The organism is Cellulomonas flavigena DSM 20109, assembly GCF_000092865.1.
Lineage (GTDB): Bacteria > Actinomycetota > Actinomycetes > Actinomycetales > Cellulomonadaceae > Cellulomonas > Cellulomonas flavigena.
The window spans coordinates 1,429,885-1,443,360 of sequence record NC_014151.1; the positions used below are offsets into that span (position 1 = coordinate 1,429,885).

Annotated in this window: 11 protein-coding genes; 6 read left to right on the forward strand and 5 right to left on the reverse strand. The window is 75.0% G+C overall.

What is annotated here, in order from left to right; translation table 11 throughout:
- The first annotated feature begins 97 nt into the window (after window positions 1–97).
- Complete coding sequence (locus CFLA_RS06445) at window positions 98–2,173, forward strand: family 43 glycosylhydrolase (RefSeq protein WP_013116514.1); 2,076 nt, start codon at window positions 98–100, stop codon at window positions 2,171–2,173.
- Window positions 2,174–2,228: 55 nt separating this feature from the next.
- Window positions 2,229–2,966 (forward strand): VOC family protein, encoded by a 738-nt coding sequence (locus CFLA_RS06450; protein WP_013116515.1) that lies wholly within the window; start codon window positions 2,229–2,231, stop codon window positions 2,964–2,966.
- Here CFLA_RS06450 and CFLA_RS06455 read toward each other — a convergent pair.
- The 3 genes from CFLA_RS06455 to CFLA_RS06465 form a co-directional block, all read right to left on the reverse strand.
- Window positions 2,963–3,412 carry a DoxX family protein gene (locus CFLA_RS06455; protein ID WP_013116516.1) on the reverse strand — a complete coding sequence of 150 codons (450 nt, stop codon included), beginning with the start codon at window positions 3,410–3,412 and terminating at the stop codon, window positions 2,963–2,965. The genes CFLA_RS06450 and CFLA_RS06455 overlap by 4 nt on opposite strands.
- A 48-nt stretch (window positions 3,413–3,460) precedes the next feature.
- Entirely contained in the window at window positions 3,461–5,140 is a 1,680-nt protein-coding gene (locus CFLA_RS06460; protein ID WP_013116517.1) for a hypothetical protein, read from the reverse strand.
- Between the two features lie 115 nt (window positions 5,141–5,255).
- Window positions 5,256–6,056 (reverse strand): SDR family NAD(P)-dependent oxidoreductase, encoded by an 801-nt coding sequence (locus CFLA_RS06465; protein ID WP_013116518.1) that lies wholly within the window; start codon window positions 6,054–6,056, stop codon window positions 5,256–5,258.
- A gap of 238 nt (window positions 6,057–6,294) precedes the next feature.
- Here CFLA_RS06465 and rlmC point away from each other — a divergent pair, with 238 nt between their 5' ends.
- Window positions 6,295–7,419, forward strand: a complete 1,125-nt coding sequence (gene rlmC / locus CFLA_RS06470) for a 23S rRNA (uracil(747)-C(5))-methyltransferase RlmC (RefSeq protein WP_013116519.1) — start codon at window positions 6,295–6,297, stop codon at window positions 7,417–7,419.
- A gap of 76 nt (window positions 7,420–7,495) precedes the next feature.
- Here the strand turns inward: rlmC and CFLA_RS06475 are convergent, their stop codons facing one another.
- Window positions 7,496–8,563, reverse strand: coding sequence for an LLM class flavin-dependent oxidoreductase (locus tag CFLA_RS06475; protein ID WP_013116520.1), 1,068 nt, complete (start codon window positions 8,561–8,563; stop codon window positions 7,496–7,498).
- A 105-nt stretch (window positions 8,564–8,668) separates the two neighbouring features.
- Here CFLA_RS06475 and CFLA_RS06480 point away from each other — a divergent pair, with 105 nt between their 5' ends.
- Window positions 8,669–9,436, forward strand: a complete 768-nt coding sequence (locus CFLA_RS06480; RefSeq protein ID WP_013116521.1) for an alpha/beta fold hydrolase — start codon at window positions 8,669–8,671, stop codon at window positions 9,434–9,436.
- A 97-nt stretch (window positions 9,437–9,533) separates the two neighbouring features.
- The gene (locus CFLA_RS06485; RefSeq protein ID WP_013116522.1) at window positions 9,534–9,968 is read left to right on the forward strand and encodes a DUF5684 domain-containing protein; all 435 of its coding nucleotides are present in this window, start codon (window positions 9,534–9,536) and stop codon (window positions 9,966–9,968) included.
- A 73-nt stretch (window positions 9,969–10,041) separates the two neighbouring features.
- On the opposite strand, the gene CFLA_RS20425 is transcribed toward CFLA_RS06485, so the two are convergent.
- Window positions 10,042–11,466, reverse strand: coding sequence for an NYN domain-containing protein (locus tag CFLA_RS20425; RefSeq protein WP_013116523.1), 1,425 nt, complete (start codon window positions 11,464–11,466; stop codon window positions 10,042–10,044).
- A gap of 159 nt (window positions 11,467–11,625) precedes the next feature.
- On the opposite strand from CFLA_RS20425, the gene CFLA_RS06495 reads away from it, so the two are divergent.
- Window positions 11,626–13,473 (forward strand): threonine/serine exporter family protein, encoded by a 1,848-nt coding sequence (locus CFLA_RS06495; RefSeq protein ID WP_148234299.1) that lies wholly within the window; start codon window positions 11,626–11,628, stop codon window positions 13,471–13,473.
- The last annotated feature ends 3 nt before the right edge of the window (window positions 13,474–13,476 follow it).

Consider the following 13,476-nt stretch of genomic DNA (forward strand, 5'->3'; position numbering starts at 1 on the left):
CGCGCGCCACCGGTGCCGCGCGCGTCCCAGGAGGTCCGATGCTCAGGTCGTCCCGTTCCACCAGTCGCGCCCCCGCCGGCTGCTCGCTGCTGCGGCCGTGCTCTCCGCGGCCTGCGCCGGCCTGGTCGCCGTCGCCCAGGCCCCTGACGCCGCGGCCGCCACGGTCGACACCGGCACGTCGTACGTGCTGGTGAACCGCAACAGCGGCAAGGCGCTCGACGTCTACAACTTCGCCACCGGTGACGGCGCACGACTCACGCAGTGGACGCGCGGGTCCCAGGCCAACCAGCAGTGGCGCTTCCTCGACTCCGGCGGCGGCTGGTACCGCGTGCGGTCGCAGCACTCGGGCAAGGTGCTGGACGTGCAGGGCTGGTCGACCGCGGACGCCGCCAAGGTGGTGCAGTGGTCGGACACCGGCGGCGCCAACCAGCAGTGGCGCCTGCAGGACACGTCCGACGGCTACGTGATGCTCGTCAGCCGGCACTCGGGCAAGGCGCTGGAGGTGCAGAACGCGTCGCGTGACGACAATGCGGAGATCGTCCAGTACAACCCGTGGGGAGGAACCAACCAGCAGTGGCAGCTCGTGCCCATAGGGAGCCCCGTGACACCGACGTCCAGCCCGACCTCCAGCCCGACCCCCGGCCCGACCTCCGGTCCGACGACGCCGCCGAGCACCGGGACATTCACCAACCCCGTCGTCTGGCAGGACTTCGCCGACGGCGACATCATCCGCGTCGGTGACGCCTACTACTACTCGGCCTCGACGATGCACTACTCGCCGGGCGCGCCGATCCTGCGGTCCTACGACCTGGTGAACTGGGAGTACGCCGGTCACTCGGTGCCGCGCCTCGACTTCGACGACCAGAAGTACGACCTCGTCGGCGGGCACCGGTACGTCAAGGGCATCTGGGCGTCGACCCTCAACTACCGTCCCAGCAACCGTACCTACTACTGGTACGGCTGCACGGAGTTCAACCGCACCTACGTGTACACGGCGTCGGCCGTCGACGGCACCTGGACCAAGAAGGCGCGGATCAACAACTGCTACTACGACGCCGGCCTGCTCATCGACGACGACGACACGATGTACCTCGCGTACGGCAACGGCACGATCAGCGTCGCCCAGCTCAACGCGGACGGCACGCAGCAGGTGCGGGCGCAGCAGGTGTACCAGACGCCGTCGAACATCGGCACGCTCGAGGGCGCGCGGTTCTACAAGAAGGACGGCTACTACTACATCTGGCTGACCCGCCCGGCCAACGGGCAGTACGTCCTGCGCTCGCGCTCACCGTTCGGCCCCTACGAGCAGCGTCAGGTGCTGCTCGACCTCCCCGGGCCGATCAGCGGCGGCGGGGTGCCCCACCAGGGCGGCATCGTCCAGACCGCGGCCGGCGACTGGTGGTACATGGCGTTCACCGACGCCTACCCGGGCGGCCGCATGCCGACGCTCGCGCCGCTGACGTGGCGCGACGGCTGGCCCTCCGTCCAGACCGTCAACGGCCGCTGGGGCACCACCTACCCGCGCCCGGCCGTCAGCACGACGCGCACGGTCCAGCCGATGACCGGCAGGGACTCGTTCACCGGCTCGCGGCTGGGCCCGCGCTGGGAGTGGAACCACAACCCGGACACCTCGCGCTTCTCGGTGGGCGACGGGCTGCGGCTGCAGACGGCGAGCGTCACGAACGACCTCTACGCCGCGCGCAACACGCTGACCCACCGCATCCAGGGGCCCACGTCGACGGCGACCATCGAGCTCGACTACTCCTCGATGGCCGCCGGTGACCGGGCCGGGCTCGCGATGCTGCGGCAGACGTCCGCGTGGATCGGGGTGGTCAAGGGCGGCGACGGCCGGACGCGGGTCGTCATGACCGACGGCCTGACGATGGACTCGTCGTGGTCGACCACGGGCCGTGGCACGGAGCGCGCGAGCGCCGACGTCAGCGGGGGCCGGATCTGGCTGCGGACGTCCGCCGACATCCGTCCCGGCGCGAACCGCCAGGCGACGTTCTCCTACAGCACGGACGGCACGACGTTCCGCAACCTCGGCCCGGCGTTCACGCTCGACAACGCGTGGCAGTTCTTCATGGGCTACCGGTTCGGCATCTTCAACCACGCCACCACGTCCCTCGGGGGCGCCGTCACGGTCAGCAGCTTCGACCTCACGACGCCCTGACGCCGTGCGCCCGACCCCGGCGACAGCCCCCCGGCTGGTCGCTAGGGTCGGGCGCATGAGCGTCGTCTGGAACACCGCCTTCCTCGACCTCCCCGCGGACGTGCACGCGCGCGGCACGGCGTTCTGGTGCGCGGTCACGGCCACGACGCCGTCGGAGCCGCGGGGCGAGGACGCGCAGTTCGCGACGCTGCTCCCGGGGGACGGGGACGCGTTCCTGCGGGTGCAGCGGCTCGGCGACGTCCCGCGGGTGCACGTGGACCTGCACGTCGAGGACGTCGACGCCGAGGCGTCGCGTGCGGTCGGCCTGGGTGCGCGGGTGCTGCTGCGCGAGGAGCACGTCGTGCTCGTCTCGCCCGGGGGCTTCGTGCACTGTCTCGTGCCGGACGAGGGGGAGCGGGCCCGACCCGCGCCGGTCATGGGCGCGCGCGGCGGTACGGCGCGACTCGACCAGGTGTGCCTCGACGTCCCGGCCGGCCTGCTGACCGGCGAGCTCGCGTACTGGACGGCGCTCACCGGGTGGTCGGCGCGGCAGGTCGACCCGGAGTTCCACGTGCTCGAGCGCCCGGCGGGCATGCCGCTGCGGCTCCTCGCGCAGACGCTCGGGACGGACGACGACCGCGACCGGGTGTCCGCGCACCTCGACCTCGCGGCCGGGAACGAGGTGGCCACGGTGGTCGCCGAGCACGTCGACCTCGGGGCCGAGGTGCTCGACGTGCGCGAGGAGTGGACCGTGCTGCGGGGCCCGGCGGGTGTCGTGTACTGCGTCACCCGACGCGACCCGCGGGCGGACTAGCGGTGGGCGCGCGCCTCGCGCCAGGCGCGCCACGCCCCCGTGGACCACAGGGACCACGCCACGAGGACGGCCTGGAACGGCAGGCGCGCCAGGCGCTTGGCGTCCGTGTCGAGGCCGAACCCGTCCTTCTGCTCGACGTACTGCGCCACGTTCCCCGGGAAGATCGCGACGAAGAACGCGGCCGCGGCGGCCCCCACCCAGGGGCGGTACCGCCGCGGCGCCGCCACGAGCGCGGCGCCGAGCGCGATCTCGACGACCCCCGACCCGACGACCACCGCGTCCGTGCCGACGGGGAACCACGACGGCACCTGCGCCTGGAACTCCTCGCGCGCGAACGTCAGGTGGCTGGTCCCGGCGAACGCGAGGAGCCCGCCGAGCAGCACGCGGCCGATGGTGCGAGGAACCCCGTCACCCGGGTGGTCGGTCGTGCTCCGGTCGTGCGTCACGTGCTCCTCCTCGGACGGTGCGTCCCCCGAGGTTAGGTCGGGTTCGGCTCACACGCGCGGCGCGACGAACCCCCACCCCGCCGATACCACGCGGGGCGTGCCGCCGTCGGGCACGTGCAGCACCGTCTGGACCAGCCCCAGGGTGCGCAGGTTCTGCCGGTCGCCGGTCTGGCCGGTGACCTCCGCGACGGCGTCGTCGGTGAGGTTGAGGGTCCAGCCCGCCTCCAGGCGGCGGTTGAACACGTACGAGAGGGCCGAGGTGACGAGCACGCCGTCGGCGACCGGCACGACCTGGACCGGACCGCCGGGGGCGGCGGGGTCGTCACCGCCCTCGTAGTGCGTCACCTTCGCGTCGGTCAGCGAGAGGCGGCCCTCGAGGTCGTCCCCGAGGACGTCCTCGCGGAAGCCCCCCAGCTCGCCCAGGTCGACCGCGACCTCGGCGCCGGACTCGAGGTGGGCCCGGACGAGCTCGACGGCTGCCAGCCCCGCGGCGACCTGCTCGGCCGTGGCGACGCTCGCCCCTCCCGGGTCGGGCAGCGAGACGGAGTCCGCCGGGACGTCCATCGCGAAGCTCGACCGCCACGGTGAGGTCGCACGCTCACGCTCGAAGACCCGCAGCTGGGGGGTCTCGCCCGGCTCGCCGTCGGTGGTCGCCTCGACCAGCGCCATGAACCACATCGGGTAGGCGGTGAACTCGGGCACGGCGACGTCGAGGGGGGAGTACGTCACGGCGTACGCCGCGGGCGGCTCGTTGCGCGCCGCCGCCAGCTTGGTGCGGTACTCCATGAGCGCGAGGCGCCCGTCGGTCTCGGTCCCGGCCCACGCCGCCGGGTCGAGCTGTGCGGCGACCTGGCTGGCGGCGCTCACGCGCTCGCCGTAGGACGTCAGCGCGGCTGCGAGCTCCGCCTCGTCGGCGGCGATCCGCACGGGCTGCGCGGGATGCTCGACGGCGGACGGCACCGGGACGCACGCGGTGACCGTCACGGTGACCCCGGCGGCGAGCACCGCGGCGCGGCGGCGCGCCGTGCCCGGGAGGCGGCGCTGCACCGTGCCGTGAGCCGCGACGGCCGGCTCGACGTCCTCGCCCACCTCGGGTCGCTCCGCGTCCTCGGCCGGCAGGGTCGCCGCCGACGCCCGCCGGCTTCCCTGCACCCGCAGCAGCACGGCGGCGGCCACGAGCAGCGCGCCGACGCCTGCCACGCCCAGGGCCAGCGGGAAGAGCCGCGGGACCACGGCACCGAACGCGAGCGTGGTCGCGGCGGGGCCGCCGACGGGCGCCACCACGAGCGTCACGGGCTCGCCGGTCAGCTCGACGTCGAGCGACTGCGTGCCGGCGCCGGCGGCGTCGTCGTACCAGAAGGCCGTCGCGGTCGGGTCGACCTCCGGTGCCGGGAGCTCACCCTCGATCAGGTCGGTCGTCAGCGTCCCCGTCCGGTCGACACCCTTGACCCACGACGCCTCGACACCCGCGACGTAGTCGCGCGCGTCGACCGGGTGCGCGCTGCCGAGGAAGACCTGGCCGCCGGCCGACGTCGCGCTGACGTGCAGCGTCAGGTCACGCAGGGGGAACAGGTCGTACGAGGTGATCGCGACGCCCGACGCGGCGGGCACGTCGCCCGCGGGGAGGGACACGGTGTCGTCCGGGCCGACCAGAACCGCCACGGCGCCTCCGGTCAGCAGCAGGAGGCCACCCAACGTGGACAGGACGACGACGACGAAGGTGCGCACGGGACTCCCCGGACTCGGTGGTAAACGGGACGAAACGGGCGTGACGCTAGCAGTGCGGCCACGCTCCGCGGGCGCTGGTCCCGTCGACCTGTGGACAACTCCTCGCTGAGGTCCTTCAGCAGGCCAGGAAGCCGCCGTCGACGGCGACGACGTTGCCCGTGACGTACCGGGCCTCGTCGGAGAACAGCCACGCGACGGCGTCCGCCACCTCGCCCGTCGTGCCCGCGCGGCCCATGGGCAGCAGCGGCTCCCAGGCGTCGACGCCGTCGGGGTGCAGGCCGGGGCCGGCGAACATGCCGGTGTCGATGGGGCCGGGCGCGACGCCGTTGACCCGGATGCCCTGGTCGGCGAGCTCCACGGCTGCGCAGCGCGTCAGGGCGAGCGCGGCGGCCTTGGACGCCGCGTACGGGGCGAGGCCACGGAACACGGTGCGCACCGAGTGCACGGAGAGGTTGTTGACGATCGACCCGCCGCCCGTGCGCGACATGTGCCGGACCTCGGCCCGCATGCAGAGCCACAGTGCACGCGTGTTGACGGCGAACGCGCGGTCGAAGTCGGCGGTCGTCGCGTCGGCGACCGTGCCGGGCCCCGTCACACCGGCGTTGTTGAAGGCGTGGTCGAGGCGGCCCCACATGTCCGCCGCCTCGTCGACCGCGGCCTCGAGCCCGGCGTCGTCGCACAGGTCGGCCGTGACGAGCGCCGCCTCCCCGCCGGAGGCGTGGATCCGCGAGACGACCGCGGCGCCGCGCTCGGGGTCCCTGCCGAGGACGACGACGCGCAGCCCGCGCCAGGCGAGCTCGAGCGCGGTCGCCGCGCCGATCCCGGACGTGGCCCCGGTGACGAGGGCCACGCGACGTGTGGCGTCGTCTCCGGTGGCGTGGGCGCGCGTCGGGACGGGCGCAGCGGTGCGGTCCATCGGTTGTTCCCCCTGGTGCCGTCGATCAGCGATGGCTCGCGGCCGGCGACGTCGGCAGCACGCGGTGCGGGAGCGCTCCCGCGGCTGTGACCCTAGGGGATCGGACACCGACGTCACAAGGCGTTCCATCCCGGTCGGAGCGGTTTGTCCGATCCGGCGGTCGGAGAGCGCGCTCCGGTGGGCCGACGGTCCGGGTGCGTGGAGTCCCGGGTCTCCGCCACGCCCGTACCCTGGTGGCGTGCGCTGCGGCTACTTCGACGCGGGCGTGTGCCGCTCGTGCACGCTCCTCGCCCAGCCGTACCCCGAGCAGCTCGCCGCGCAGGAGCGTCACGTGCGCGCGGTGCTCGGGGACCCGCCCGGCGTCACCTGGCTGCCCACCGTCACCAGCGCCGCGGCGGGCTTCCGCAACAAGGCCAAGATGGTCGTGGCGGGCACGGTCGAGGCTCCCACCCTCGGGATCCTCGACGGGCACGGGCACGGCGTCGACCTGCAGGGCTGCCCGCTCTACCCACCCGCCGTGAGCGCGGCGTTCAGCCCTCTCGCGGACTTCGTGACCCGGGCACGGCTGACGCCGTACGACGTCCCGACGCGCACCGGCGAGCTCAAGCACGTGCTCGTCACCGGATCACCGGACGGCGAGCTCATGGTGCGGTTCGTGCTGCGCAGCACCGAGGCGCTCGCGCGGATCCGCAAGCACCTGCCCAGGCTGCAGACCGACCTGCCGCACCTCGTCGTCGCGTCGGTCAACGTGCAGCCCGCGCACGCCGCCGTGCTCGAGGGGGAGCGCGAGATCCCGCTCACCGCGCGTGAGACGCTGCGCATGCACGTCAACGGGCTGGACCTGCACCTGCGCCCCCGCAGCTTCTTCCAGACCAACACCGAGGTCGCGGCCGCGCTGTACCGGCAGGCGCTCGCCTGGGCCGACGAGGCGGCCGTGACGTCCGCGTGGGACCTCTACTGCGGCGTGGGCGGGTTCGCGCTGCACCTCGCGCGCGCCGGGCGGCAGGTCGTCGGGGTGGAGGCGAGCGCCGAGGCGGTCGTGAGCGCGGAGCTCACCGCGCGCGACGCCGGCCTGCCCGGGACGCGGTTCGTCGCCGGCGACGCCACGGCGTTCGCCCTGGACGCGACCGACGTCCCGGACCTCGTCGTCGTCAACCCGCCGCGTCGCGGCCTGGGGGAGCCGCTGAGCCGGTGGCTGGAGGCCAGCGGCGTCCCGCGCGTGCTGTACTCGTCGTGCCACGCCGGCTCGCTCGCGCGCGACCTGGCGCACATGCCGTCGCTGCGGCTGGTCCGCGCCCAGGTCCTCGACATGTTCCCCCACACGGCGCACCACGAGGTCCTCACGCTCCTCGAGCGCTCCTGACCCTCCTCGTCGAGCGCGGCACTCGTCCGTACCGCGTTCGGTGCGAGTACCGCCCTCGGCGTGGCGGGGGCGGCGCTCAGGCGAGCGCGTCGGCCAGGAGGCGGAGGGTGGCCTCGCGTGCCGGGGAGCGGTCGGCGGGCGTGCCGCGCACGGCGCCGGCGACCGGCTGGACCATGATCTCGTCCGTGCCGAGGCGTGCAGCGAGGTCGCGCACCTCGGCTGCGGCGTGCGCCGGGTCGCCGACGATCCACGACGCCGTCATGCCGGCCAGCAGCTCGCCGGCGGCGGCGGGCAGCGGGGACGCCTCGGCGTCCTCGACGAGCTCCTGCGGCTCGAGGGGAGTGCCCGAGCGCAGCCGCCACATCGTGCGCACCTGCGGCAGGACCAGGCGGCGCGCCTCCGCCTCGCTCCCCGCGACCGCGACGTTGGCCACCGCGATGGTGCGCGGCTCGGCCAGCGCCTCGGACGGCACGAAGGTGCGACGGTACAGCGCGACGGCCTCCGAGGTGCCCCGCCCGGCGAAGTGGTGCGCGAACACGTACGGCAGTCCCAGGCGCCCGGCGAGCTGCGCCGAGTACGTCGACGAGCCCAGCAGCCACAGCTGCGGCGCGGAGACGGCCCGCGGGGTCGCGCGCAGCGCGAAGGTCGACGAGCCGACCCGCACGTCCACGCCGTCGCGCCCCACGAGCGCGGCGAGCGTCGCGACGTCGTCGTCGAAGGTGTCGACGGCGTCGCCCGTCGTGCCGCGGCGCAGCAGGTGGCTCGTCACGGGGTCGGACCCGGGCGCGCGGCCGATGCCGACGTCGACGCGGCCGGGGTACGCGGCCTCGAGGAGAGCGACCTGCTCGGCGATGACGAGCGGCGAGTGGTTCGGCAGCATCACGCCGCCGGACCCGACGCGCACGCGCGACGTCGCCGCCGCGACGAGCGCCATGAGCAGCGGCGGGTTCGTGGCGGCGACCGCCGGCATGTTGTGGTGCTCGGCGAGCCAGTAGCGACGCGCGCCGACCTCGTCGGCGACCCGCGCGAGCGCGAGCGTCGCGGCGACCGCGTCGGCGGTCGTCTGGTCGGAGCGGACGGGCACGAGGTCGAGGACGGAGATCGCGGTCACCCCACCCCGAACGGCCCGGACCCACTCACCCATTCCCCCCCGCCCCCCGGCCGCCGAGTGCGGGGGAAGTTCGCCGAGTGCGGGGGCGACGACCCCCGGACTCGCGTGGTTTCCCCCGCACTCGGCGAGGATGGGTGGATGGGTGACGAGGGTGGGCCGGCCGGTGCGGGCGGGGGCGCGCGGCTGCGGGTGCCGGCGCCCGGGCGGCTCGTCGGGCCGCTGTGGGTGGTGACGCGCGGGTCCGGACCACCGCTGGTGCTGCTGCACGGCAACGGCGAGGACCACCACGTGTTCGACCGGATGGTGCCCACGCTCGGTGCGGGGCGCACGCTCGTCGGCGTGGACTCCCGCGGGCACGGCCGCAGCCCGCGCGGTGACGGCCCGCTGCGGATCGCGACGATGGCCGACGACGTCGCGCTGGTGCTCGAGCGGCTCGGTCTGGTGGGCGTCGACGTCCTCGGGTTCTCCGACGGCGGCAACGTCGCGCTGGAGCTCGCGGTGCGCCACCCCGCAGCGGTCGGCCGGCTCGTCGTCGTCGGCGCGAACCTCGACCCGTCGGGGCTCACGGCGCCCACGTCGGCCGCAGTGCGCCGCGAGCACGCCGTCGTCGCCGCGCTCGCACGCGTCGTCCCGGCGCTGCGGGTGCGGGCGGAGCGGCTCTCGCTCATGACGCGGGACCCGTGCCTGACCAGGGACGACGTCGCCCGGATCGCGGTGTCCTCGCTCGTCGTGGTGGGGGAGCGGGACGTCGTGCGGCCCGAGCACACGCGCGCCCTCGTCGACGCCGTCCCGCACGCGCGGCTCGTCGTCGTGGCGGGCGCGGGGCACATGCTGCCGCGTGACGCGCCCTACCGGCTGGGCGCCGTGGTCGCATCGTTCCTCGCGGCGGGTGACGCGGAGGGCTGACGCCGCGTTGGGCCGTCCGGGCGACACCGGAAAGATCCCCCACGACAACCGGCTAAAACGGACACAGCGGACTCCCAGGGACGCTACTCTGCCCGCCATGTCCAACCTTCTCGCGGTCCCGATCACCGACGCCGAGGCCGCCGCGGCGGCGGGCGCCCTCGCCAGCTTCGGTCTCATCGCCGGCATCGTCGGCTACGTCATCGGTGCCCTCGGCCTCATGGGCGTCTTCACCAAGGCCGGCAAGCCCGGCTGGGCGGCGTTCGTGCCGATCTACAACCTCATCGTCCTGCTCGAGGTCGTCGGCCGCCCGCTGTGGTGGTTCATCCTGTTCCTGATCCCCGGCGTCAACGTCGTCGCCATGATCATCGTCATGAACGACCTGTCGAAGTCGTTCGGTCACGAGATCGGCTTCACCATCGGCCTGATCCTGCTGACCGTCGTCTTCACCTGGATCCTGTGGCTCGGGTCCAGCACCTACCGCGGCCCCGCCGCGGCCGCCCAGGCGGCGCCGGGCAACGCGTACGCCGCCTGACGCAGCACCCCCCGTCCACCTCCCGGCCCGGTCGCCCTCTGGCGGCCGGGCCGGCCCGCGTCGGGGACCGCCGTCAGCCGGTGACCAGGCCGCCGCCGACCCACGCGCGGATCGCTGCGGCGTCGCCGTTCGTCAGCTCCATGCGTGCACCGCGGCACAGGCCGATGACGTTGTCCGCCCAGGCGCGTGCCACCTGCTCGGGCGTCGGCGACGCGTCGAGCGACAGGCCCGCGTACAGCACGCCCGAGATGACGAAGTTCACGGTCGAGCGGCCGACCTTGGTGCCGGACTGCTGGCACGCCTCGTGCACCCGGCGCGACGTCGCGACGCGGTCGAACGGGTGCGCGGCCACGTCCGACGCGAGCGTCTGCAGGAGCACCCGGTACTGCGCCTGGCTCAGCCCGGGCGTGTCCGTCACCGCGATCACCTGGCGCTGCAGCTCGTTGGGGGCGGTGTCCGCGACGGCACCCGGCAGGTCGGCCTCGCCGAAGCGCTGCGGGTCCCACACGTGGCCCGGCGGGCGGGTCGAGACGTCGAGGTCCGGCAGCGCACGCGAGAGCCACGCCGTGAAGCCCCCGGCACCGGCCCACTGCGAGGCTGCGAGCGACGGGTCCGCGGTCTGCGCGACCTGCGCGGCCGCACCCAGGGGCAGGGGTGCGTCGGCGGTGCGCACGGCACGCCGGACCGCGCGGCGGGCGCGCGCCTCGGCCTCGTCGACGACGCGCTCGGCGACCCGTGCGCGCGTGGTCGCGCGTACCGGCGGCGCCTCGGACGGCCCGGCGTCGGCGGCCTCCTCCGGTGCCGGGGCGGGCGCCGCCGGGACGTCGCGCGTGGTCGCCGCGCGGGTCGCACGTCGCGCCCCCCGGCCCGCCGGCGGGGCCTGCTCGACGACGGGTGCGGGCGTCGGCGCGACGGCGGGCTCGGCGGCCGCCTCGGGCACGCTCTCGGCGTCGAAGGTCGCAGCGGTCTGGGTGACCAGGTCCGCGAGCGCGTCGGCACCGATCACGGTGTCCGCGACCGACCGGTACGCGGAGGCTGCGGGCGACGCCGTGATGATGGTGACGCGACGGTCGTCGGCGCGGCAGCGCTGCGCGAGCGGCGTGAAGTCCGCGTCGGCCGAGACGATGACGAACTCGTCGTACCGCGTGGGCGCGGCGAGCGCGTCGACCGCGTCGAGGACGAGGTTGATGTCGGCGCTGGACTTGCCCTGCTGCGTGAGCGACGGGCAGTCGACGACCTGGAACCCGGCGCGCGTGAAGTTGGGACGGAACCGCGAGTAGACCGACGGGTTGAGGTAGCACGCCCGGACGAGGAAGCGGCGCGTGAGGTCCCCGTCGACGTCGGAGCCCTGGCCGAGCTCGGACAGCCAGTGACCAGGGTCCGTCGCGAACGCCTCGGCGGCCCGCGGGTCGAGCCGGGCGAGGCCGATGTAGACGTTGTCGAAGTCGACGAACAGCGCGGAGCGCAGCTTGCGGGTGGGCTCGGGGGTGAGGGTCACGGCTCCATCCTGCCGTGCCGGGCCGCCGGTGCGTGGGTAGCGTGCCTCACGGGCTGTGATGAGCGGACGACGGCGGAGGACGGAGGGCGGCACGGTGCGCGCAGGGGACGACGTGGGCGGGCGGCGCCCCCGGGGTTCCCGACGGTGACGGGTGCCGCGGTGACGCTGCCGTGGGCCGTCGAGGACGTCGAACCGGCCGAGGCGCTCGAGGCCGCGACCCCCTCACCGTCCCCCTCGTCCTCGCCCGAGGCCACCCCGACGTCCGGCGCGACCGAGGCGCCGTCGCCGGACGCGACCCCCGTGCCGACACCGGAGGCCGACCCGCTCACCCCGGCGCCCGCGCCCCAGGTGACGGCCGAGGTCACGCCCGGGCCCACCCCGGGCGAGGTGCAGCCGACGCCCCTCCCGGAGCCGACGCCGACGGCCACCACCGGTGCGCTCGTGCCCACGTGGCCGTCGCGACCGGCCGTGGTGGAGTCGACGGTGCCGTGGGGGATGGTCGTGGCGGCGGCGCTCGTGCTCGTGCTCGCCGCCGTGGGGCTGGCCTGGTGGTGGCGTCGGAACGGTGCCGCGTCGGACGGCGGGCAGCCCGAGCGCGCCGCCGGGGCGCCGCCGGCCCCCCGGCCGGGAGGTGACGACGCGCCGACGCTGACGCTGCCGGTGACCGGCGGCACGGTCGCGACGGACGGGGGGCCGTCCGGCGAGGCGGGCGCCGCGCCCGGCACACCACAGGACGAGGGGTCGCCGGCCGAGGCCCTCAGTGCCCGGGCGGACGTCACCGTGCGGTTCCTCGTGCGCCTCGGCGAGGCGATGATCGACACCGGGTCGCCGATCGTGCAGGTCAACTCGACGCTGCAGCGTGTCGCGGCGGTCAACGGGCTGCCCGAGGCCGCGGTCGTGACGTTCCCGACAGCGCTGGTGGTCTCGGTGCCGCAGCACGACACCGTGCAGACGGCCGTGAGCACGGCCGGGTCGCGCGTGCTGCGCCTCGACCAGGTCGCCGACGTGCTCGACCTCGCGCACGCGGCGTCGCGCGGTGACGTGCGCCCGCGCGAGGGCCTGGAGACGCTCACGGCGATCGTGCTGTCCTCGCCGTCGTCGTCGACGGTCCGGCGGGCTGCGGGGTACGTGGGCGTCGCCGCGGGCTTGTCGCTCGTGCTCGGCGGAGGCTGGCTCGACGTGCCGGTGGCCGCGGTGCTGGGCGGGCTCGTCGCCGCCGTGACGACGCTGACGCGCCGTGTCCCGTCGGTGTACCAGGGGCTGCTCGTCGCGCTGTGCGCGTTCGTCGTCGCGGTGCCGGTGCTGCTGCTCGTGCGCACGGGCTGGCAGGTGGGGCTCCTGGCGCCGCTCGTGGCACCGCTCGTGACGTTCCTGCCCGGTGCGCTGCTCACGACGGGCGTCATCGACCTCGCCACGCGCCAGATGATCGCCGGCTCCGCGCGCCTGGCCGCGGGCGTCATGCAGCTCGTACTGCTCGCGCTCGGCATCACCGCCGCCGCCGGTCTCGTGGGGGTCCCGGCCGCGCAGGTGGGCCAGGTCGACACCGGTCAGCCGCTCGGCTGGGCGGGACCGTGGGTCGGGGTGCTCGTCTACGCGGTGGGCGTCGTGCTCCACAACGACGCCCACCGCGGCGCGCTGCCGTGGATCACGCTCGTGCTGCTCGTCGCGTACGCGGGCCAGGTCGTCGGCGGCGTGCTCCTCGGGGCGGTGGTGTCGTCGTTCGTCGGTGCGCTGGCGATGACGCCGGTGGCGATGCTCGCAGCGGCCCGGCGCGGTGGCCCGCCGTTCCTCGTGACGTTCCTGCCGGGGTTCTGGGTCCTGGTCCCCGGTGCGCTGGGGCTGGTCGGCGTGACGTCGGCGCTGGGGCGATCGACGGACCAGGCGATCGCGACGATCGTCACGACGGGCGTGTCGATGGTCGCGATCAGCCTCGGCGTGCTCGCAGGGCTCGCGCTCGGCCGGGGCGTCCAGCGCCGGCTGGCACCGGACGCCCCGCGCATCCTCTAGTCC

Coding starts and splice junctions, on each gene's coding strand:
- CFLA_RS06480 (WP_013116521.1), top strand. CDS start 8,669: ATGGGTGACGAGGGTGGGCCGGCCGGTGCGGGCGGGGGCGCGCGGCTG.
- CFLA_RS06465 (WP_013116518.1), bottom strand. CDS start 6,056: ATGGACCGCACCGCTGCGCCCGTCCCGACGCGCGCCCACGCCACCGGA.
- CFLA_RS06485 (WP_013116522.1), top strand. CDS start 9,534: ATGTCCAACCTTCTCGCGGTCCCGATCACCGACGCCGAGGCCGCCGCG.
- CFLA_RS06450 (WP_013116515.1), top strand. CDS start 2,229: ATGAGCGTCGTCTGGAACACCGCCTTCCTCGACCTCCCCGCGGACGTG.
- CFLA_RS06475 (WP_013116520.1), bottom strand. CDS start 8,563: ATGGGTGAGTGGGTCCGGGCCGTTCGGGGTGGGGTGACCGCGATCTCC.